This window comes from Streptomyces sp. CNS606, from assembly GCF_000426325.1.
The window spans coordinates 18,579-37,061 of the sequence record NZ_AUFD01000008.1; the positions used below are offsets into that span (position 1 = coordinate 18,579).

General features: G+C 72.3%; 18 protein-coding genes and 1 pseudogene. 6 read left to right on the top strand and 13 right to left on the bottom strand.

The window, feature by feature from the left end; all coding sequences use genetic code 11:
• Nucleotides 1–186 precede the first annotated feature (186 nt).
• The gene (locus K304_RS0105160) at nucleotides 187–1,392 is read right to left on the bottom strand and encodes a glycosyltransferase family 4 protein (RefSeq protein ID WP_027762876.1); all 1,206 of its coding nucleotides are present in this window, start codon (nucleotides 1,390–1,392) and stop codon (nucleotides 187–189) included.
• A gap of 381 nt (nucleotides 1,393–1,773) precedes the next feature.
• Entirely contained in the window at nucleotides 1,774–2,748 is a 975-nt protein-coding gene (pgfA, locus tag K304_RS27380; protein ID WP_051307909.1) for a cell envelope lipid trafficking protein PgfA, read from the bottom strand.
• 501 nt (nucleotides 2,749–3,249) lie between these two features.
• Between pgfA and K304_RS27385 the strand changes: the two genes are divergently transcribed.
• Both K304_RS27385 and K304_RS31600 read left to right on the top strand, forming a co-directional pair.
• Nucleotides 3,250–4,527 carry a PucR family transcriptional regulator gene (locus K304_RS27385; RefSeq protein ID WP_037789311.1) on the top strand — a complete coding sequence of 426 codons (1,278 nt, stop codon included), beginning with the start codon at nucleotides 3,250–3,252 and terminating at the stop codon, nucleotides 4,525–4,527.
• A 311-nt stretch (nucleotides 4,528–4,838) separates the two neighbouring features.
• On the top strand, nucleotides 4,839–5,030 hold the full coding sequence (locus K304_RS31600; protein WP_158687298.1) for an MDR/zinc-dependent alcohol dehydrogenase-like family protein: 192 nt from the start codon (nucleotides 4,839–4,841) through the stop codon (nucleotides 5,028–5,030).
• A 173-nt stretch (nucleotides 5,031–5,203) separates the two neighbouring features.
• Here K304_RS31600 and K304_RS0105180 read toward each other — a convergent pair whose 3' ends face one another.
• Together K304_RS0105180 and K304_RS0105185 are read right to left on the bottom strand one after the other, a co-directional pair.
• Complete coding sequence (locus tag K304_RS0105180; RefSeq protein WP_027762878.1) at nucleotides 5,204–5,632, bottom strand: organic hydroperoxide resistance protein; 429 nt, start codon at nucleotides 5,630–5,632, stop codon at nucleotides 5,204–5,206.
• Nucleotides 5,633–5,781: 149 nt separating this feature from the next.
• Nucleotides 5,782–6,798, bottom strand: a complete 1,017-nt coding sequence (locus K304_RS0105185; protein WP_027762879.1) for an MDR family NADP-dependent oxidoreductase — start codon at nucleotides 6,796–6,798, stop codon at nucleotides 5,782–5,784.
• An 84-nt stretch (nucleotides 6,799–6,882) separates the two neighbouring features.
• On the opposite strand from K304_RS0105185, the gene K304_RS0105190 reads away from it, so the two are divergent.
• Nucleotides 6,883–7,329 carry a MarR family transcriptional regulator gene (locus tag K304_RS0105190; RefSeq protein WP_051307911.1) on the top strand — a complete coding sequence of 149 codons (447 nt, stop codon included), beginning with the start codon at nucleotides 6,883–6,885 and terminating at the stop codon, nucleotides 7,327–7,329.
• Between the two features lie 78 nt (nucleotides 7,330–7,407).
• Here the strand turns inward: K304_RS0105190 and K304_RS0105195 are convergent, their stop codons facing one another.
• Complete coding sequence (locus K304_RS0105195) at nucleotides 7,408–8,337, bottom strand: SGNH/GDSL hydrolase family protein (protein WP_027762881.1); 930 nt, start codon at nucleotides 8,335–8,337, stop codon at nucleotides 7,408–7,410.
• A 304-nt stretch (nucleotides 8,338–8,641) separates the two neighbouring features.
• Here K304_RS0105195 and K304_RS0105200 point away from each other — a divergent pair, with 304 nt between their 5' ends.
• Nucleotides 8,642–9,136, top strand: a complete 495-nt coding sequence (locus K304_RS0105200; RefSeq protein WP_027762882.1) for a DUF3145 domain-containing protein — start codon at nucleotides 8,642–8,644, stop codon at nucleotides 9,134–9,136.
• A 96-nt stretch (nucleotides 9,137–9,232) separates the two neighbouring features.
• Here K304_RS0105200 and K304_RS0105205 read toward each other — a convergent pair whose 3' ends face one another.
• The 5 genes from K304_RS0105205 to K304_RS27395 all read right to left on the bottom strand — a co-directional run bounded on the left by K304_RS0105205 (nucleotide 9,233) and on the right by K304_RS27395 (nucleotide 14,260).
• A complete protein-coding gene (locus tag K304_RS0105205) occupies nucleotides 9,233–10,495 on the bottom strand; it encodes a beta-ketoacyl-[acyl-carrier-protein] synthase family protein (RefSeq protein WP_027762883.1) in 1,263 nt (420 codons plus the stop codon).
• Between the two features lie 73 nt (nucleotides 10,496–10,568).
• Entirely contained in the window at nucleotides 10,569–10,817 is a 249-nt protein-coding gene (locus K304_RS0105210) for an acyl carrier protein (RefSeq protein WP_027762884.1), read from the bottom strand.
• 119 nt (nucleotides 10,818–10,936) lie between these two features.
• On the bottom strand, nucleotides 10,937–11,971 hold the full coding sequence (locus K304_RS0105215) for a ketoacyl-ACP synthase III (RefSeq protein WP_027762885.1): 1,035 nt from the start codon (nucleotides 11,969–11,971) through the stop codon (nucleotides 10,937–10,939).
• 13 nt (nucleotides 11,972–11,984) lie between these two features.
• Nucleotides 11,985–12,920, bottom strand: a complete 936-nt coding sequence (locus K304_RS0105220) for an ACP S-malonyltransferase (RefSeq protein WP_027762886.1) — start codon at nucleotides 12,918–12,920, stop codon at nucleotides 11,985–11,987.
• Between the two features lie 101 nt (nucleotides 12,921–13,021).
• Nucleotides 13,022–14,260: a PucR family transcriptional regulator gene (locus K304_RS27395; RefSeq protein ID WP_486591576.1), complete on the bottom strand. Its 1,239-nt coding sequence runs from the start codon at nucleotides 14,258–14,260 to the stop codon at nucleotides 13,022–13,024.
• Nucleotides 14,261–14,302: 42 nt separating this feature from the next.
• Between K304_RS27395 and K304_RS0105230 the strand changes: the two genes are divergently transcribed.
• Nucleotides 14,303–14,974, top strand: coding sequence for a pirin family protein (locus K304_RS0105230; RefSeq protein ID WP_027762887.1), 672 nt, complete (start codon nucleotides 14,303–14,305; stop codon nucleotides 14,972–14,974).
• A 52-nt stretch (nucleotides 14,975–15,026) separates the two neighbouring features.
• On the opposite strand, the gene K304_RS0105235 is transcribed toward K304_RS0105230, so the two are convergent.
• A complete protein-coding gene (locus K304_RS0105235; protein ID WP_027762888.1) occupies nucleotides 15,027–16,043 on the bottom strand; it encodes an aldo/keto reductase in 1,017 nt (338 codons plus the stop codon).
• Nucleotides 16,044–16,174: 131 nt separating this feature from the next.
• Nucleotides 16,175–16,639: pseudogene (locus K304_RS27400) on the bottom strand (MerR family transcriptional regulator); the annotation flags it as partial.
• A gap of 81 nt (nucleotides 16,640–16,720) precedes the next feature.
• Here K304_RS27400 and K304_RS0105245 point away from each other — a divergent pair.
• On the top strand, nucleotides 16,721–17,533 hold the full coding sequence (locus K304_RS0105245) for a serine hydrolase domain-containing protein (RefSeq protein ID WP_027762889.1): 813 nt from the start codon (nucleotides 16,721–16,723) through the stop codon (nucleotides 17,531–17,533).
• A 32-nt stretch (nucleotides 17,534–17,565) separates the two neighbouring features.
• On the opposite strand, the gene K304_RS0105250 is transcribed toward K304_RS0105245, so the two are convergent.
• Nucleotides 17,566–18,477 carry a DUF4429 domain-containing protein gene (locus tag K304_RS0105250; protein WP_027762890.1) on the bottom strand — a complete coding sequence of 304 codons (912 nt, stop codon included), beginning with the start codon at nucleotides 18,475–18,477 and terminating at the stop codon, nucleotides 17,566–17,568.
• Nucleotides 18,478–18,483 lie beyond the last annotated feature (6 nt).

Genomic DNA, 18,483 nt, shown 5'->3' on the forward strand with positions numbered 1-18,483 from the left:
TGGGAGGGCGCCCGCGGCGTGCCGGCCTGCGGGGGTGAGGACTGGGCCGGTGGCGTCTGGGTGGGTGGAGTCTGCGGGGGCCACGGGTGCCGGTCCGTGGTCTGCGGGGTCGTGGTCTGCGGAGTCGTGGTCTGCGGGGCGTGTGCGTGCTGCCCGTCTGCTGCCGTGTCCGTCACCTGCCGCCCCTCACGCCGTCCGGGCCGTGCCGGACCGCGCGTACGCCTCGGCCGCGACCGTCCGGAATCCCTGCACGGTGTTCTCCCAGCTCAGCCGCTGCGCCCGGAGCCGGGCGGCGGCGCCGAGCGCGTCGCGGCGTCGTGGCGACAGGGCGACGGAGCACCAGTGCGCGGCGAACGCGCTCTCGCCGCGGGCCAGCAGACCGGTGCGGCCGTCGTCGACCGAGTCGCGCAGTCCGGGGATGTCGAAGCCGACGGCCGGGGTGCCGCGGATCGCGGCCTCGGTCACGACCAGCCCCCAGCCCTCCACCAGCGACGGGTGCAGCAGCAGCCACGCGCGGCAGAGGAGCCGGTGCTTCTCCGCCTCGTCGACGCGCCCGGCGAACGTCACGCCCGGGCCGGCCATGGCCTCCAGCCGCGCGCGTTCGGGGCCGTCGCCCACGATCACGAGCCGTCCGCCGGTGACCGGGCGCACCCGTTCCCACAGGCGCAGCAGCAGATCGATCCGCTTGTACTCGACGAGCCGGCCCATCGCGAGGAACAGCGGCTCCTCGTCCTCGGCGTGCAGCGTGCCCGGCTCCTCGACGCCGTTGTGCACGACCCGGATCTCGTCGTCCGGAACGCCGAGTCCGGCCAGCGCCTGCGCGGTGGAGCCGGACACGGCGACCTTGAGGTTGCGGCGGTGGCTGCCGGCCAGCGCCCAGTGCTCCAGGCGGCGACCCAGCCGCGCGGCGGGAGCCGGATAGCGCATCGACCACAGGTCCGTGTGCACGTGGTTGACGAAGCACAGCGTCGGACCCCGGTGCCAGAGCGGCGCGAGATACGGCATGCCGTTGCAGACCTCCACCAACAGGTCGCAGGCGCCGACCTGACGTGTGAGGGCCCGCCGCGCCCGGAGGAAGTGCCCGGCGTCGCCCCCCGCGGACACCACCCGGTAGTCGCGGTACGCGGCGGGACCGCCGCACAGCAGCGTCACCTGGTGCCCGTGAGCGGTCAGGCCCTCAGCGATCCGGTCGATGAGCAACTCGGAGCCCCCGGCGGCCGGATTGCCGAGGTCGCGCCGGGCGAGGAAGACGATCCGGCGGGGCGTCGCCGCCTCGTCGGCGTCCTGCCGCGGGCGGGGGAGGCGGGCGGGCGCGTGCACGGCGGCGGCGCCGGCTGCGGGGCGGGCCGCGCCGGGCGGGACGGCGGGCGCGCTCGGCACGTGCTGGGGCATGCGTGCTCCAACTCGTCTCGGTGTGCGGGACGGGTGCGTGTGTGGGTGCGGGTGGGCCTCGGGCATGAGCGGCCTCGCGTGGGTGGGGACGCCGCGGCGGGGAGGCCGCGGGGTGCGGGTGGGCGTGCGTGCCCGGCGGTGCGGTGCGCTGCGATGCGGCGTGGTGCGCGTACGGGGCGAGCAGTGCGCGTGCGGGTGGTACGCGCTGTGGGTGCGCGTGCGGTGTGACGCGGCTGCGGTGCGCGGTGCGGCGTGCGGTCGGGCGGGTCCGTGGGGCGGAACGGGCCGGTTTGCGCGGCGTGGGCTCAGTGTTCGCCGGAGCGGACGCGCGGGCTACTCACCCGCGTGACAAATTCGGGGACGAATCGGGCCGCTGCTTCATCACTTCGCGCTGCCCGTGGCGTGCGGAGTGCCGGAGCGTGGGCGTCCGCGCACCACGAGTACCGCTCCCAACGGGGCCAGTACGGCTCCCGCCGCGGCGGCGCCGATCGGCGCCGTCTCGCCCACGACCTGCAGTTTCCTGCTGTCGGCGGACGCCAGCTCGACCTGTTCGCGCTGCGTTGCTTCCGTGAACTCCAGCTTGTCGCTACGCAACAGGGTGACCTCGTCCTGCTCGCCGCCGGGGGCGCGCAGCGTCACCTCCGGCGCGATGCTCACCCGCAGGATCCGGCCGGTCCGCTGGTCGACGACGATGTCGATGTCCTCGTTGGCGTACCACTCCTCGGCCTGCACCTGGCCGGTGTCCGGGCTGCCGACGAGGAGCCCCGGCACCTGCCGGGACCCGACCCGCACCTGCTCCACGGAACCGGTGAAGCGCAACCCCTCATAGCCCTGGACCTTCGCGCGGCCGGCGTACCGCAGCGGCACCGTGCCTCCCAGCGTGCCGTCCCACCAGGTGTAGGACCGCTCCTCCACGTCGAAGGGGAACTTCAGGTACGCCTCCCCGCCGAACTCCTGCGGGGCTTCGCCGCAGCAGTGCACCGGCCGGTTGGTCGCCGGGTCGGTGACCCAGCGCTCGGTCTCCCACTGGAAGGAGCGCCGGGGATCGTCCAGTTTCGCGGTCTTCGGGGTGTCGATGGTCTGTGACACGTCCCACACGGCGACGTCGTTCCTCTCGCTCTCGGCCACGTTGCCGAGTACCCGCCGGGTGACGGTCAGCCGCTGCTCGTCCTTCGTCTCGACGTCCTCCTGGTCGAAGTAGCTTCCGGTGCCGGTGAGCACCGTCGTCGAGACGACGTCCACCGGCGTGCGCTGGGCCCTCGGCTCGACGTACCAGGTCAGCATGGGTGCGAGGACGAGCAGGAACACGCCGAGCCCGAGAAGGGTCAGCGAGAGAGGGGAGGCGGAACGGCGCATACGTGACTCCGTGGGTGAGGCCGGGAGAGAGCGCGGCGGGGGTGACCGGTGGAGCGCGGGTGATGCCGAGGGCGCGGGCGGATTCGTGCGCGTTCGGAGGAGACCGGTGAGGGCCTCGTACGAGACCGGAAACGTAGAGGACGCTTGACATGGCGTCAATGGCTAATTAACACTCGAGTAACTTCCAGAGGGTCACAGCCCTGGGGCGGGCTGGTGCGCACTGACGAAAGAGGTTCGTCGCGCCATGCACAGACTCCTCACAGCTACTCTGACCTGCGTCGCAGCGGCCGCACTGGCGGTCGGGGCGGGGTGGGGGATCGTCGCCGCGCTGCACGCCACGCCGGAGCAGCCGAACGTCCCCCTGGTCGAGTTCCGCACGTCCACCTCCCCTCCGCGGCCCTCGCAGGAGCCGTCCCCGCAGTCCTCGCCGCCACGGTCTTCACCGTCTCCGTCTTCGCCGTTCCCTGACGCCGGGGCCGCCGGGGACGAGGGTGAGGGGCCGTGACCACTGCAGCCGTCGCCGGATCGGCCTGGAGCGAGGTGCCGCCGCTGCGGGTGAGCCGCTTCACCGCTCGCGCGCTCCAGGAGGTGCCTCAACTCGCCGAGGACATCCTCGGGGAGATCCGGCGTGAGCACCCGAACCTGCCGCTGATGCTCGACGACAACGGAGAGCCTCTGGCGCTGGTCGGCATCCGGGACGCCATCGAGCACTTCCTCGGCCACCTCACCACGCACGGCCTGAGTTCCGATCTGCGTCCGCCGCCCCGGATCTTCCAGGATTTCGGGCGCGGGGAGGTGCGGGAGGGCCGCAGCCTCGACGCCCTCCAGGCCATCTACCGGCTGGGCATACGCCTCGCCTGGCGCCGCTTCTCCGAACTGGGCACCCGTCTGGAGATCCCTCCGCCCGCCATGTACGAGCTGGCCGACGCGGCGTTCGTCTATCTGGACAGCCTCGTCGCCGCCTCGGTGCATGGCTATGCCGAGGCAGCCGCCCGGCAGGCCGGCGAGCGGCTGCGGCTGCAGCGTCGCCTGCTGGATCTGCTGCTCACCGAACACCACCGGACCCCGGCCGACTTCACCGAACTCATCGCGGACCGCGCGGCCCGGATCGCCTGGCCGGTGCCGCGCACCGTGGCTGTCGCCGTGCTGCAGCGCCCGGCGCGGTCGGCCGTGCCGCCGGCCGTCGGCGACGAGGTGCTGCTGGACATGGAGTGCGAGCAGCCCCGGATGGTGGTGCCCGACCCGGACGCACCCGGCCGCGCCGAACGGCTCCGCCGGGCGACGGCCGGCTGGGCGGGGGCTCTCGGCCCGCCCGTTCCCCCGGCGCAGGCGGTGAAGTCGCTGCACTGGGCACAGTCCGCCGTGGCCCTGATGGAGCGCGGGCTACTGCCCGCAGGCGAACTCCTTCCCTGCACCGAACACACCGAGGCACTGGTGCTCCTGCCTCCCGAGGAACTCATCGGGGACCTCGCCCGCCGCCGGCTCGCCCCGCTGCGGGACTGCGGCCCCACCCACAGCCGCCGGCTCGCCGAGACACTGCTCGCATGGCTGGAGACCAGAGGAGGAGCCCCCGAAGTCGCCGCCCGGCTGGGAGTGCATCCCCAGACCGTCCGCTACCGCCTGCGTCAGATACGCGAGTTGTGGGGTGATGACATCGACGCACCGGAAAGCCGCTTCGAACTCGAATTGGTGCTCCGCACGATGCGGCTGCGCGGCGAACTGGGTCCGCCCGGTGTCCTGCGCGCGGCCCGATGCCCGGAGCTCTCCCGGCCGGTGTGACGACCGTTGTCCCTCGCCGGCCTCGCCCGGCGTCCGGGGCCCGGGAGTGCGACGGCGCCATGCCTCCAGCAAGGTCCGCCCGCCCGCCGGGTCGGAGGGAGAGGCCGGTGTCCACGAGCCCCTTGGCACGAGCGATCGTCATCGACGGCGCCGACGAGGGGGTTCGACCTGGTGCTGGAGACGTCCGGGCTGTCCGGCGCGGCCCGCACGGCCTGTGACCTGGCCCGGTGGACGCGTGATCCTCGTCGGTGACGCCTGCGCCCGTGGCCGGAAAGCCGAACCGATCCGGCTCGCGGCCGAGGGGGTTCACCTTGCGTACGGTGTTCGGCGCCCGGTCCTTCGCCTGGTCTCACGCGGTCAACGCGCTGGCCTCCGGACGGCTCGACGCCGCACCGTTGATCAGTTGCCGCCTGCCGCTGACCGGATTCCCCGAAGCGATGGGCCGGCTCGCCACCGCTTCCGACGTCCCGACCGGCAAGATGCTGCTGCATACGGCCGACTGACGAGCCGTCGGTCGACGGGCACCGTGCCGACGTTCTCGAGCGGTTCGCGGATCCGTCGCGCGCGGTGGACGGCGGCGGGGTGGACGGACGGGCGGCGCCACCCACCCGTCCACTCCTGCCGAGCGGCCGACCGTCCGGCCTGCCGTCAGCCGTCAGCCGTCAGCCGTCAGCCGTCAGTCGACGGTCAGGGTGACCTCTATGTTGCCGCGGGTCGCGTTGGAGTACGGGCAGACCTGGTGCGCCTTCTCCAGCAGCTGCCTTGCGGTCGCGGCGTCCACCTGCGGAATGCTGGCGCGCAGGGCGACGGTGAGACCGAAGCCGCCCTCGGGCGTCTTGCCCATGCCGACCTCTGCGGTGACCGTGGAGCCGGTGATGTCGGCCTTCTCCTGCCGGGCGACGACGCCGAGGGCGCTCTGGAAGCAGGCGCTGTAGCCGGCGGCGAACAGCTGCTCCGGGTTGGTGCCCTCACCGCTGCCGCCCAGTTCCTTGGGCGGGTTGACGACCACGTCGAGCTTTCCGTCGTCGGACGCGACCCGGCCGTCGCGGCCGTTGTGAGCGGTGGCCACCGCGGTGTACTTGACGTCGAGGGATGGGATGGACATGAAGATCCTCTCGTTCCTTGTCCGACCGGGAGGCTCGCGCCCACGACCTCTGCGGTCCGGTCCGAGCCTAGAGGATCGGATGCGGGCGCCGGCATGGCGGGGAGCCCCCGTGGGGTCGGACGATCGGCTGTTGCTTCGGGTCGCTGCCGTCAGTCGGTGAGTCGGACGACCATCTTTCCGGTGTTCTCGCCCTTGAGCATGCCGAGGAAGGCATCCAGGGCGTTGTCGACGCCGTCCACGACGGTCTCCCGGTAGGTGAGTTCACCGGAGCGGATCCAGCCGGAGACCTCGGAGACGAACTGCGGCTGCAGCGATGCGTGGTCGCTGACGAGCATGCCCTGCATCCGGATCCGCTTGCCGATGAGCAGGGCGAGATTGTGCGGTGCGGCAGGTGGCTCCGTGGCGTTGTACTGCGCGATCATGCCGCACACCGTGACGCGGCCGTGCACGTTCATGGCACCGAGAGCGGCCTCCAGGTGGTCGCCGCCGACGTTGTCGAAGTAGACGTCGATCCCCTCCGGGGCGGCGGCTCGGAGCTGCTCGGCGATCGGGCCCGACTTGTAGTTGAAGGCCGCGTCGAAGCCGTACTCCTCGGTCAGCAGCCGCACCTTCTCGTCCGAGCCCGCACTGCCGATCACCCGGGAAGCTCCCTTGAGCCGAGCGATCTGGCCCACCTGGCCGCCCACGGCACCGGCCGCACCGGAGACGAACACCGCGTCGCCCTCGGTGAAAGCTCCCACCTCCAGCAGACCCGCGTAGGCGGTGAGGCCCGGCATGCCGAGGACTCCGAGGTAGGTGCTGAGCGGCGCCAGGTCGGCGGAGACGACGGTGGCGTGCCGGGCGTCGAGCGTGGCGAACTCCCGCCAGCCGAGCCCGTGCAGGACGTGGTCGCCCACGGCGAAGTCCGAGGCCTCGGAAGCCACGACGACGCCCACGGCACCGCCGTCCATGGGCGCGTCGAGCTGGAAGGGCGGCACGTACGACCGGACGTCGTTCATCCGGCCGCGCATGTACGGGTCCACGGACAGGTAGAGGTTGCGCACGAGGATCTGGCCCTCCCCGGGGGCCTCGACCGGGACCTCCCGCAGCGCGAACCCGTCGGGCGTGGGCCATCCCTGCGGGCGGGCCGTCAGATGCCAGGCGCGACCGGCGGTGGGCAGAGTCATGTGGTGCCTCCAGATGCTTCAGATACTGAAACAATGCTGCACCTGGATATTTCATGTTGTCAAGCTTTGAGGTAGACTGAGGTCATGTCGACCGGCTCACCCTCCGTCCCGCCCCTGCCCGACGTCCTCACGCGCGAGGTCGTCGAGCTGATCGGCGGCGTCGTGGCGCGCTACCACGCGGAGTACGAGGTGGCCGCCGCCGACCACGCGCTCACCGGAGCGCAGGCGCGCGTTCTCGCCCTGCTCGACCGTGAGCCCACGCCGATGCGCCGCATTGCCGAGCAGTTGAGGTGTGAGCCGTCGAACGTGACGGGCATCGTCGACAGGCTGGAGGCCCGGGGCCTGGTCGAGCGGCGGCCCGATACGGCCGATCGCCGCGTCAAGCTCGCCGCGGCCACGGAGCGCGGCAGCGCGACGGCCGCGAGCCTGCGGGGTGCGCTCGGGTTCGCCCGGGAGCCGCTCGCCGAGCTCACGCCGCTGGAGCGGCGGGTGCTCCGTGATCTGCTCATACGGATGCTGGACAGTCCGTGACGCCGCGCACCCGGGGGCCCGGCGCGACCGGCACCCCGGGGCCCCGGGGTGCACGGCGGCCCCGGAGGTCTCGTCCTTTCAGCCGTCCGTGATGCGCTCGTAGGCGAGTTCGGCCAAATCGCTCTGTCCCTCGCGGCTCGGGTGGAACCAGTCCCAGCGGCTGAGGGCGTTCGCGGTGAACCGGTGGTCGTGCACTTCGCCCCCGTCCCAGCGGCATCGCCTCACCTCCGTGCAGACCTGGCGCAGCACGGAGTTGTAGGCGTCCACGCGCTCCGAGACCTGCGCCCGGCGTGCGGTCGCGGCCTCACCCGTGTCCCGTGGCGCGTCCAGCATGGAGCGGCAGATGCCGTAGTCCCACACCCGGCGGGCGTCCGGCTCGTCGCGTCCCACCTGCCAGAGTCGCTGCAGGTCCGGGATGCTCGCCACGTACACCTGGGAGCCGGGAGCCTCCTCCCGGAGGGTGCGCAGTGCCTGCTCGAAGTCCGCGCGGAAGCCGGCCACCGGTGTCATCGCGTCGACCGACGGCCTGCACGCGTCGTTGGCGCCGACGAGCACCGTCACCAACTCCGGGTCGCGGTCCGCAGCCTGCGCCATCTGCCGAGGAAGGTCGGCCATCATCGCGCCGGAGACCGCCAGGTTCCAGCTGTCGCGGCCGGGGCGGTCGAGGAGCCGGGAGGCGAGACTGGCCACGGCCGGGTCGGTGCCGGTGGCCCAGGACGACTTCGGGCAGTCGGCGAGCGGCCCGCAGGCATCGAACGCCCGGGTGATGGAGTCGCCGACGGCGGCGAGGGAGTCGGGGTCGGTGTCCCATGCCGGGGAGGCCGAGGGTGCCGCGGACGCTCCGGGTGACGAAGGGGACGTACCCGGCCGCGTCCCGGATGCCGAGGAGGAGGGGGGTGAGGAGCCCTCTGGCGAGGAGCCGCCCTGACAGGCCGCCAGGGAGCACCCCAGGGTCATGGCCAGGGTGCCGGCCACCGCCATCCGGGCGGTGTGTCCGCGTGTCCGCATCGCCGCCTTCCCTTCCGCGTCGTCTCCCTTCCCGACCGTACGGCACCCGTGGCTGGAAGCGGCGCGGTAGCTTTCTCCCGTGGGGCGGGTTGCGTGCGTACAGGTAACCGAACACCCATCACATCGCGTCATATCCTGCCCGATTCGTGGAGGAATGACCACAATGGTGTTTACTGTTGGTCACCTCGGAAGCTGGTGGGCCAGTGATCGATGGTGCAGAATGTCAGGCGCCGGTCCGGCGCGTGACCGGCAGGTACTCGAGCCCGCCCGCGAGGCCGGAGCTCGAACCGCACTGGAGGTCCCGGTGACGACACGTGGAGTCCTGTTCATCCACTCCGCGCCCCGCGCGCTCTGCCCGCACGTCGAGTGGGCGGTCGCAGGGGTGCTGGGCGGCCGCGTCGCGCTCGACTGGATCAAACAGCCCGCCTCTCCGGGCACCTGGCGTGCCGAGTTCTCCTGGCAGGGGGAGCCGGGCACCGCGTCGAAGCTCGCCTCCGCGCTCCGCGGATGGCACATGCTGCGCTTCGAGGTGACCGCCGACCCGTGTGCCGCCGCCGAGGGAGAGCGCTACAGCTCGACCCCCGAGCTGGGCATCTTCCACGCCGTCACCGGCATGCACGGCGACATCCTGATCCCTGAGGACCGGCTGCGCGCCGCGATGTCCCGCTCCGTGCGGGGGGAGAGCGACCTCGAGGCGGAGATCGCCCGGCTGCTCGGCAAACCCTGGGACGACGAGCTCGAACCCTTCCGGTACGCCGGCGAGGGCGCCCCGGTGCGCTGGCTCCACCAGGTCGTCTGAGTCCCCTTCACCACGGCACCACGCGAAGACGCCCCGGCCCGCCAGGCTTCACGGCCTGGCAGGCCGGGGCGTTCGTACGTGCGGGCCGCGCGGAGGTCAGACCGTCCGCAGCGCCAGCACCACGTTGTGGCCGCCGAACCCGAAGGAGTTGTTGAGCGCGGCGATGCGGCCCTGCGGCAGCTCGCGCGGCTCGTCGCGGACGACGTCGGCGTCCGCCTCCGGGTCGAGGTTCGCGATGTTGATGCTCGGCGGAGCGAGGCGGTTGTGCAGCGCGAGCACCGTCGCCACCGTCTCGATGCCACCGGCACCGCCCAGCAGGTGACCGGTCATGGACTTCGTCGCGGACAGCGCCATGTGGTCCACGTCGCCGGAGAAAACCTTGCGCAGCGCCTTGATCTCGGCGATGTCGCCCTGCGGGGTCGACGTCGCATGCGCGTTGATGTGCATGATCTCGTCGGCGCGCAGGTCGGTGTGCTGCATCAGGTTCTGCAGCGCGTGCGCGATGCCGTTGCCGCTCGGCTCGGGCTGCGTGATGTGGTGGCTGTCGGCCGAGACGCCCTGGCCGACGGCCTCCGCGTACACCCGCGCACCGCGCCGTGCGGCATGCTCCGCCGACTCCAGCACGATCACACCGGCGCCCTCGCCCATGACGAAGCCGTTGCGGTCCGCGTCGTACGGCCGGGAGGCGCCCTGCGGGTCGTCGTTGTTCTTCGACATCGCCATCATGTTGCCGAACGCGGCGATGGGCAGCGGATGGATCGCCGCCTCCGTCCCACCGGCGACGACGACGTCGGCACGGCCCGTGCGGATCATCTCCACCGCGTAGCCGATGGCCTCCGACCCCGAGGCGCAGGCGCTGACCGGAGTGTGCACCCCGGCCCGCGCGTTGACCTCGAGACCCACGTTGGCGGAGGGGCCGTTCGGCATGAGCATGGGCACGGTGTGCGGCGACACCTTGCGCACACCCTTGTCGCGCAGCACGTCGTACTGGTCGAGCAGGGTGGTCACCCCGCCGATACCGGACGCGACGACCGCGCCCAGCCGGTCGGGGTCGACGGTGCCGTCCTCGCCCGCGCGCCCGGTGAAGCCGGCGTCCGCCCACGCCTCACGGGCGGCGATCAGCGCGAACTGCGCGGAGCGGTCCAGCTTCCGCGCCTGCGGACGCGGAATGACCTCCGAGGGGTCGGCGGCCGCCCGTGCACCGATGCGCACGGGCAGGTCGGCCGCCCACTCCTCCTCCAGGAGACGCACACCGGACCGGCCGGCGACGAGCCCCTCCCAGGTCGATGCGCTGTCGCCACCCAGCGGTGTGGTTGCGCCGATACCGGTGACGACCACGGCGGATGGGGTCGTGTTCATCGGAATTCTCTCTCCACGTGTCTGAGGTACGCGGTGACGCGTCGGCGCCACCGCAGGGCGGCGACAGTCCGGCTCAGCCCTGGTGCTTGAGGATGTACTCGGTGGCGTCGCCGACGGTCTTGAGGTTCTTGACGTCGTCGTCCGGGATCTTCACGCTGAAGCGCTCCTCGGCGGCTACGACGACCTCGACCATGGACAGCGAGTCGACGTCCAGGTCGTCGGTGAAGGACTTCTCCTCCTTGACGTCCTCGGCGGGGATACCGGCGATCTCGTTGACGATGTCGGCGAGACCGGCGATGATCTCTTCCTTCGTGGCGGCCATTGCGGCGCTCCTTCGTGTTGTGTCGGTCTCCCGGACGCGGCTTCCCGGCCCGGTGCTGTGCCACAGCGCTGCCGCCTCCGTGCCGGTGCGGCGTGCGCTGCGAGGTGTGTGGTCCTGCTTCAGGGGAGAGTAACGACGGCGGCCGCGTAGACGAGGCCCGCACCGAAACCGATGACCAGTGCCGTGTCGCCGCTCTTCGCCTGACCGGTCGCCAGCAGCCGCTCCATGGCGAGCGGGATGGAGGCGGCCGAGGTGTTGCCGGTGGTCTCCACGTCCCGTGCGACGGTGACCGTCTCCGGGAGTTTCAGAGTCTTCACCATCGAGTCGATGATCCGCATGTTGGCCTGGTGCGGGACGAAGACGTCCAGGTCCTCCGCGGCGACTCCGGCGGCGTCCAGCGCCTGCTGGGCGACCTTGGCCATCTCGAAGACGGCCCAGCGGAAGACCGTCTGGCCTTCCTGGCGCAACGCGGGGAACTTCAGTTCGCCGGCGTCGTCCACCGGCAGTGCGTTGACGTCCCCCACCCGGAACGCGTCCCAGGGGACGGTCTGCGTGATGACGTCGGCCTTGTCGCCCTCGGAGCCCCACACCACGGGGCCGATGCCGGGCTCGTCCGCCGGGCCGATGACCGCCGCGCCCGCGCCGTCGCCGAACAGGAAGGCCGTGGAACGGTCCTTGAGGTCGGTCAGGTCCGAGAGCCGTTCGACGCCGACCACCAGCGCGTACTCGGCGCTGCCGTCGACGACGAGCCCCTTGGCGATGCCCAGGCCGTAACCGAACCCGGCGCAGGCGGCGGAGATGTCGAACGCGGCGGCCTTGCCCGTGCCGAGACGGTGGGCGACCTCAGTGGCGATCGACGGGGTCTGCTTGAAGTGCGAGACCGTCGAGATGATGACGGCGCCGACCTGCTCCGGCGTGATCCCCGCGTCGGCGATCGCCTTGCCCGCGGCCTCCAGCGTCATCTCGGCGACGGTCTCCTCCGGACCGGCCCAGTGGCGGGTCGTGATGCCGGACCGCGAGCGGATCCACTCGTCGGAGGAGTCGATGTGCTTGAGGATCTCCTCGTTCGGCACCACCCGCGTGGGACGGTAGCCGCCGACGCCGTGGATGCGCGCGTGAGGGGAGCCCTTGGCGGGCCTGATCTTCGCGGTCATGCTCTCGATGCTCCTATTCCGCCGCGGCGGTGTGTTCGGCGACGAGCGTGCGGGCCGCCTCGAGATCGTCGGGGGACTTGAGTGCCAGCGTCCTGACACCCGGCATACCGCGCTTCGCCAGGCCGGTGAGCGTTCCGCCCGGGCACACCTCGATCAGGGCGGTCGCGCCGCGCGCGACGAACGTCTCCATGCACAGGTCCCAGCGCACCGGGTTGGCCACCTGCTGCACCAGCCGCCGTACGACCTCCGCACCGCCGTCCACGACCTGGCCGTCCGCGTTCGACACGTACGGCAGGACCGGGTCGTGCACGGCGACGTCGCGGACCGCGGTGTCCAACGCCTCGACGGCGGGCGCCATGTGCACCGTGTGGAACGCCCCCGCGACCTGGAGCGGCCGGACGCGTGCCCCCTCCGGCTTGTCTGCGGCCAGCGCCTCGAGCTGCTCGGCGGTGCCGGCCGCCACGATCTGGCCGCCGCCGTTGATGTTCGCGGGGGTGAGCCCGAGCTGCTCGAGGTGCGAGGTGACCGTGTCGGCGTCCCCGCCGAGTACCGCGGCCATCCCGGTCTCGGTCACCGCAGCGGCCTCGGCCATGGCGCGTCCGCGGATGCGTACCAGGGACATGGCGTCCGCAGGGGAGACGACACCCGCGGTGGCCGCGGCGGCCAGTTCACCGACGCTGTGACCGGCGACCGAGCCCACCGCCCGCGCCGCGTCGTGGCCCTCGAGCAGCGCCCCGGCGGACACCAGGGAGGCGGCCACCAGCAGCGGCTGCGCCACGGCGGTGTCCCGGATCTCCTCCGCGTCCGCCTTGGTGCCGTAGTGCACCAGGTCGAGTTCGAGGGCGTCGGACCATTCCCGGAGGCGGTCCGCGACGCCGGGGAGGTCGAGCCAGGGGGTCAGGAAGCCAGGCTTCTGGGCGCCTTGGCCGGGAGCGACGAGTACGAGCACTCTCACACTCTCTCTTGAGGACATGGGTCCCCGCCCGTGGGGACCGGGACGAAGAACAGTCGGGGGAATTGTGGCTCCCCGACAAACCCGCGGCGCTCAGCCTACGGCTCTCGATCACCGTCTGCGAGACGCCCCAGGATCAGCGCGATACGCAGAGTAAACGCTGAACGCACGTCGGAGGGGGACCACCCGGTGACGTCCGTCACACGTCGCAGCCGGTAGCGGACGGTGTTCGGGTGAACGAAGAGCATCCGCGCCGCGCCTTCGAGACTGCTTGCCTGCTCCAGATATACGCTCAGAGTTTCCAGCAGCGCCGAGCCGGCTTCCTCCAGCGGTCTGTAGATCTCCTCCACCAAAAGCTTCCGCGCCGCCGGGTCTTCGGCCATCGCCCGCTCGGGCAGCAGATCGTCCGCCAGCACCGGGCGCGGCGCGTCCGGCCACGCCGCACACGCCCGCAGTCCGGCGGCCGCGGCCTGCGCCGACCGCGTGGCCGACAGCAGATCCCCGACGACCGGTCCGGCCACCACCGGACCCGAAGCGTACGGACCGATCAGCGACTTGGCGGTGCGCAGCGGGTCGTCCGAGCCGCCGGCGATCACCACCAGCCGCTCGCCCAGCACGCCGGTCAGCACCTGGAGCTTGGCGTGCCGCGCGGCACGCCGGATGGCCTCCACCGTGAGCTCGCTGTCCCCGTCCGGCGCGGTGCCCAGCACGACGCAGACGTGTTCGGGCGAGTTCCAGCCGAGCGCCGCGGCACGGGACACGGCGCCCTCGTCCGCCTCGCCCGACAGCACCGCGTTCACCACCAGGGACTCCAGACGGGCGTCCCACGCGCCGCGGGCCTCCGCCGCCTGGGCGTAGACCTGTGCGGTGGCGAAGGCGATCTCGCGGGCGTAGACGAGCAGCGCCTCGCGCAGTACCGCTTCGTCCCCGGGGGCCGCGACCTCGTCGATCGCGGTCTCGACGACCTCGATCGTGGTGCGCACCAGCTCCACCGTCTGCCGCAGCGTGATCGCCCGCGTCAGCTCGCGCGGCGCGGTGCCGAACACGTCCGTGCTGATGGCCTGCGGCGTCTCCGGGTGCCGGAACCACTCGGTGAACGCCGCGATGCCGGCCTGCGCGACCAGCCCGATCCAGGAGCGGTTCTCCGGCGGCATGGCGCGGTACCACGGCAGCTGCTCGTCCATGCGGGACAGGGCCGCCGCGGCGAGCTTGCCGGAGGACTGCTGGAGCCGCCGCAGCGTGGCCGCGTGCGGATGCTCCGCCGACCGGCCGTCGGCGTCGTTCGCGGGATTTTCGTCGGATTCCGTAGGTTCGGGCACGGCACAAGCCTGCCTCATCCGGTGCCGTCCGCGGGTACGGGGGCGTCTACGGTGGTCTGCATGCTTGAGGTACGGCGAGCAGCCGACCGGTACCGCGGCGGCGACAGGGCCGCCGGGATCGACACCCGCCACGCATTCTCCTTCTCCGGCTTCTACGACCCGGAGAACGTCGGCTTCGGCCTCCTCGTCGCCTGCAACGAGGAGCGTCTGGAGCCCGGAGCGGGGTTCGGTCTCCACCCGCACCGCGACCTGGAGATCGTCACCTGGGTCGTGGAGGGAGAGCTGGAGCACGAGGACTCGACGGGCGCCGCGACGCTGGTCCGCCCCGGCGACCTGCAGCGCCTGGGGGCGGGATCCGGCGTCCGCCATGCCGAGCGCAACGCCGGGGCGGGGGTACTGCGCTTCGTGCAGATGTGGCTGGTGCCGGGAAGCTTCGGCGGTCCGCCCGAGTACGAGGTGGTGCGGGGGATCGCCGACGCGACGCCGTTCGCGATCCCGCGCACCGATGCCGTACTGCACGTGCGACGGCTCGGCGACGGCGCCCGTACGGCGGTGCCCGACGCGCAGTTCGTCCACCTGCACGTGGTCCGCGGCGGGGTGCGCCTGGGTGGTGAGCGGCTGGGACCCGGTGACGCGGCCCGCGTCACCGGGGCAGACGGCCTGGTCGCGGCCGCCCACGGTGACACGGAGCTGCTGCTCTGGGAGATGCACGCCGAACCCTCCTACGGCTGACCGCGGGACGGTGCGGCTTCCGCGGGGAGGTGCGGGTTCGCCGCGGAAGGGGCTACTCCCGCCCGGCCGAGGTGAGGGCCATGTCCGCGTACCGCGCGCCCGCCACCTGCGCGGCGACCGGCTCCAGCACGCTCAGCTCCTCTTCGGTCAGCGTGAGACGGGTGGCCGCCGTGTTCTCCTCCACCCGGCCCGGGCGCCGGGTGCCCGGAATCGGCACCACGCGCAGGCCGTGCACCGCCGCCCGCTGGTGTACCCAGGCCAGCGCGACCTGGCCGCTCGTGGCACCGTGCGCCTCGGCGATCCGTCGCAGCGGCCGCAACAGGGCCGCGTTCGCCGTCGCGTTGGCGCCGGTGAAGCGCGGCTGGAGGCGGCGGAAGTCGTCGCCGCCGAGGTCCCGGTCGGCGTCGGTGAACGAACCGGTGAGGAAGCCCCGGCCGAGCGGCGAGTACGGCACGAAGGTCACGCCCAGCTCGCGTGCGGCGCCGACCACGTTCTCCTCCACGTCGCGGCTGAAGACCGACCACTCCGACTGCACCGCGGCGACGGGGTGGACGGCGTGCGCGGTGCGCAGCTCGCTCCCCGTCACCTCGCTCAGCCCGAGCTGCCGGACCTTGCCCTCCCGGACCAGTTCGGCCATGGCGCCGACGGACTCCTCAAGCGGCACCCCCGGGTCCCGGCGATGCATGTAATACAGGTCGATCGTCTCCACGCCGAGTCGCTGCAGGCTTCTCTCGACGCATTCCCGCACGTACGCGCGGTCGTTGCGCACCCCGCGCGCCTGCGGGTCGTCCGGGTCGAGCACCACGGCGAACTTGGTGGCCAGGACGATCTCGTCACGATGCGCGCGCACGAAGGGCGCCAGGAACCGTTCGTTCTCGCCCGCGCCGTACATGTCGGCGGTGTCGTAGAGGGTGACACCGAGCTCCAGCGCCCGTTCCAGCGTGGCGCGCGCCTGCCTCTCGTCCGTGGGGCCGTAGGCGAAGCTCATGCCCATGCAGCCCAGGCCCTGGGCGCCCACCTCCGGGCCGTCCGCACCCAGCCGTTCCGTGCCGATCCGCTCCGTGTTCATCGCTGCCGTGCCGCCTTCCCGGAGGGCGACGCCTCCGTGGTCTGCTCTTCGGTGCTCCGCTCGTCGGCGGGCTGTGCTGCGCCGGGCTGCGCCGGACTGGTCGGTGGTTCCGTGGAGGGCGCCGGGATCTGCTGCTTCGCCGCGTAGACGCCGATCTTGTGGTCGAGCACCGCGAGGGTGTCCCGCAGTTCCGCGATGCGGAGACGCACGTTCCGCCGGGTCGTCTCGAGGAGTTCGCGCCGCGCGTCCACGGTGTGCTCGCCGGCCCGCACGAGTTCGGCGTACCGCACCATGTCGGCCACCGGCATGCCGGTGAGGCGGAGCTTGCCCACCAGTGACAGCCAGTCCAGATCCTTGTTGGTGAACCGTCGCTGCCCGGTGTGCGAGCGGTCGACGTGCGACATCAGCCCGATCCGCTCGTACCAGCGCAGGGTGTGCGCGCTCAGCCCGGTGCAGGCCGCGACCTCGCTGATGGTGTACCGGTCCCGCCCGTCCGGGCGCGGATGCACGGCGTTCCGGGTCGCGCAGAGGTCCGCGTCGGTCGCCTTGCCCGCTGTCTCGGTCTCGTCCGCCGTCTCCTGCTCCGTCACGGTCATGGGGGAAACGCTACGGACCTGGAGTGCACTCCAGGCAAGCGCATTTCGGGGGCCGATTTCCGCCGCGTTAGGCTGCCTGGCATGGACAGCGCCCTGCGGATGATCGAGACCTGGCCCGTGCCCGCCGCTGCCGCCGCCGTCGTCACGGCGGACGGCTCCCTGGCCGGGAAGTACGGCGAGACCGGACGGCGCTTCCCGCTCGCCTCCGTCACCAAGCCGCTGGCCGCCTACGCCGTGCTCGTCGCGGTGGAGGAGGGCGCGCTCGAGCTGGACGAGCCGGCCGGCCCCGAGGGCGCGACCGTCCGCCACCTGCTGGCCCATACCTCCGGTCTCGCCTTCGACGAGCACCGGACCATGGCGGCGCCCGGTGAGCGGCGGATCTACTCCAACACCGGCTTCGAGGTGCTGGGCGAGCACCTGACCAAGACCACCGACATTCCCTTCGCGGAGTACCTGAGAGACGCGGTCCTCGCGCCGCTGGGGATGACGGACACCGAACTCGCGGGCTCCCCGGCCAAGGACGCCGTCTCCACGGCGGACGACCTGGTGCGCTTCGCCGCGGAACTCCAGGCGCCCCGCCTGATCGCGCCGCAGACGCTCCAGGAGGCCACGGGCGTGGCCTTCCCCGGGCGCAAGGGCGTGCTGCCCGGCTACGGCAACCAGTCACCGAACGACTGGGGACTCGGCTTCGAGATCCGCGACGGCAAGACGCCGCACTGGACGGGCGACCGCTCCTCGCCGCGTACGTTCGGGCACTTCGGCCAGTCCGGCACCTTCCTGTGGGTGGACCCGGAGGCCGGTGCCGCCTGCGTCGCGCTCACCGACCGCGACTTCGGTCCGTGGGCCGTCGAGGTGTGGCCGGTCTTCACCGACGCGGTCCTTGCCGCGCTGTAAGCCGCCCGGACCCGGCCCCGCGTGCGCGGAGGTCAGAGCTCGGCGAGCAGGTCCGCCTTCTTGGCGGAGAACTCCTCGTCGGTGAGCAGCCCGGCCTCGTGCAGCTCACCGAGGTGCCGTATCCGTTCGGCGATGTCCGCCGGGTCGCGCCGGTCGCTCGCACCGGGGCCGGGACCTGTCGGGTTCGGCGCGGTGGCCGTGTCCAGCGCCGGGACCGGCTCCGCCTCCCGTACGGCGGCCAGCACGGCGGCCGCGAAGGGCAGCGACTCGTGGACCAGTCCGTAGCCCAGCCCGAACACCACGGCGGCCGGGTCCTGGTCCACCTCGACGCCGGGGAACGCGCGTAGCGCGGGCGAGGCGGCGCCGCGTGGGATCAGCCGCAGGTGGCCCTTGAAGACCTCGGGCGAGCGCCATTCCACGCCCTCCAGCTCGCCCACCGCGAACGTCTGGTCGCCCGCCTTCCACTTGGCCGAGGACGCCCCCGTCCAGAACCAGCGGAAGGACACCTCCTTGCCGTTGAAACGCGCCTTGCCGTCGTACGCCTTGAACGACAGCGGCGGCTCCGGTGCGGCGACCAGGTGCGCCGGGGCGGGCTCGGCCGCGTCCGGACCGAGTGCCGAACGCAGTTCGCTGACGTAGTAGTCGGCGAGCAGCTCGCGCTCCGCGGGGAGGACCAGCCGGTACGGATCGCAGGTCTCCTTGAGCTGTCCGTCCGCGGCCTCCACCAGCGGGTCGGCCCCGGCCCGCGGCACCGCGCGCATCACGATCGTGCCGCGCCGCCCGCCGGGGGCCAGCTCGATCCGGCTCAGTGCCTCGTACGGGATGCGCCGCTCTCCCAGCACGTGGAAGAGCTTCGGCGTGCGGATCCCCCGTTCGAAGCGGATGAGCACGGAGTCGGAATCGAACTCCCAGGAGGAGTGGATTCCCGCCAGAACGTCACCCATGTGGGT

Bases quoted from the DNA above. Each gene is read 5' to 3' on its own strand.
- K304_RS0105195 (WP_027762881.1), bottom strand. From the start codon at position 8,337: ATGCGGACACGCGGACACACCGCCCGGATGGCGGTGGCCGGCACCCTG.
- K304_RS0105235 (WP_027762888.1), bottom strand. From the start codon at position 16,043: ATGAACACGGAGCGGATCGGCACGGAACGGCTGGGTGCGGACGGCCCG.
- K304_RS0105160 (WP_027762876.1), bottom strand. From the start codon at position 1,392: ATGCCCCAGCACGTGCCGAGCGCGCCCGCCGTCCCGCCCGGCGCGGCC.
- K304_RS0105215 (WP_027762885.1), bottom strand. From the start codon at position 11,971: ATGACCGCGAAGATCAGGCCCGCCAAGGGCTCCCCTCACGCGCGCATC.
- K304_RS0105245 (WP_027762889.1), top strand. From the start codon at position 16,721: ATGGACAGCGCCCTGCGGATGATCGAGACCTGGCCCGTGCCCGCCGCT.
- K304_RS0105210 (WP_027762884.1), bottom strand. From the start codon at position 10,817: ATGGCCGCCACGAAGGAAGAGATCATCGCCGGTCTCGCCGACATCGTC.
- pgfA (WP_051307909.1), bottom strand. From the start codon at position 2,748: ATGCGCCGTTCCGCCTCCCCTCTCTCGCTGACCCTTCTCGGGCTCGGC.
- K304_RS27395 (WP_486591576.1), bottom strand. From the start codon at position 14,260: ATGAGGCAGGCTTGTGCCGTGCCCGAACCTACGGAATCCGACGAAAAT.
- K304_RS0105190 (WP_051307911.1), top strand. From the start codon at position 6,883: ATGTCGACCGGCTCACCCTCCGTCCCGCCCCTGCCCGACGTCCTCACG.
- K304_RS0105185 (WP_027762879.1), bottom strand. From the start codon at position 6,798: ATGACTCTGCCCACCGCCGGTCGCGCCTGGCATCTGACGGCCCGCCCG.
- K304_RS0105205 (WP_027762883.1), bottom strand. From the start codon at position 10,495: ATGAACACGACCCCATCCGCCGTGGTCGTCACCGGTATCGGCGCAACC.
- K304_RS0105180 (WP_027762878.1), bottom strand. From the start codon at position 5,632: ATGTCCATCCCATCCCTCGACGTCAAGTACACCGCGGTGGCCACCGCT.
- K304_RS0105230 (WP_027762887.1), top strand. From the start codon at position 14,303: ATGCTTGAGGTACGGCGAGCAGCCGACCGGTACCGCGGCGGCGACAGG.
- K304_RS0105250 (WP_027762890.1), bottom strand. From the start codon at position 18,477: ATGGGTGACGTTCTGGCGGGAATCCACTCCTCCTGGGAGTTCGATTCC.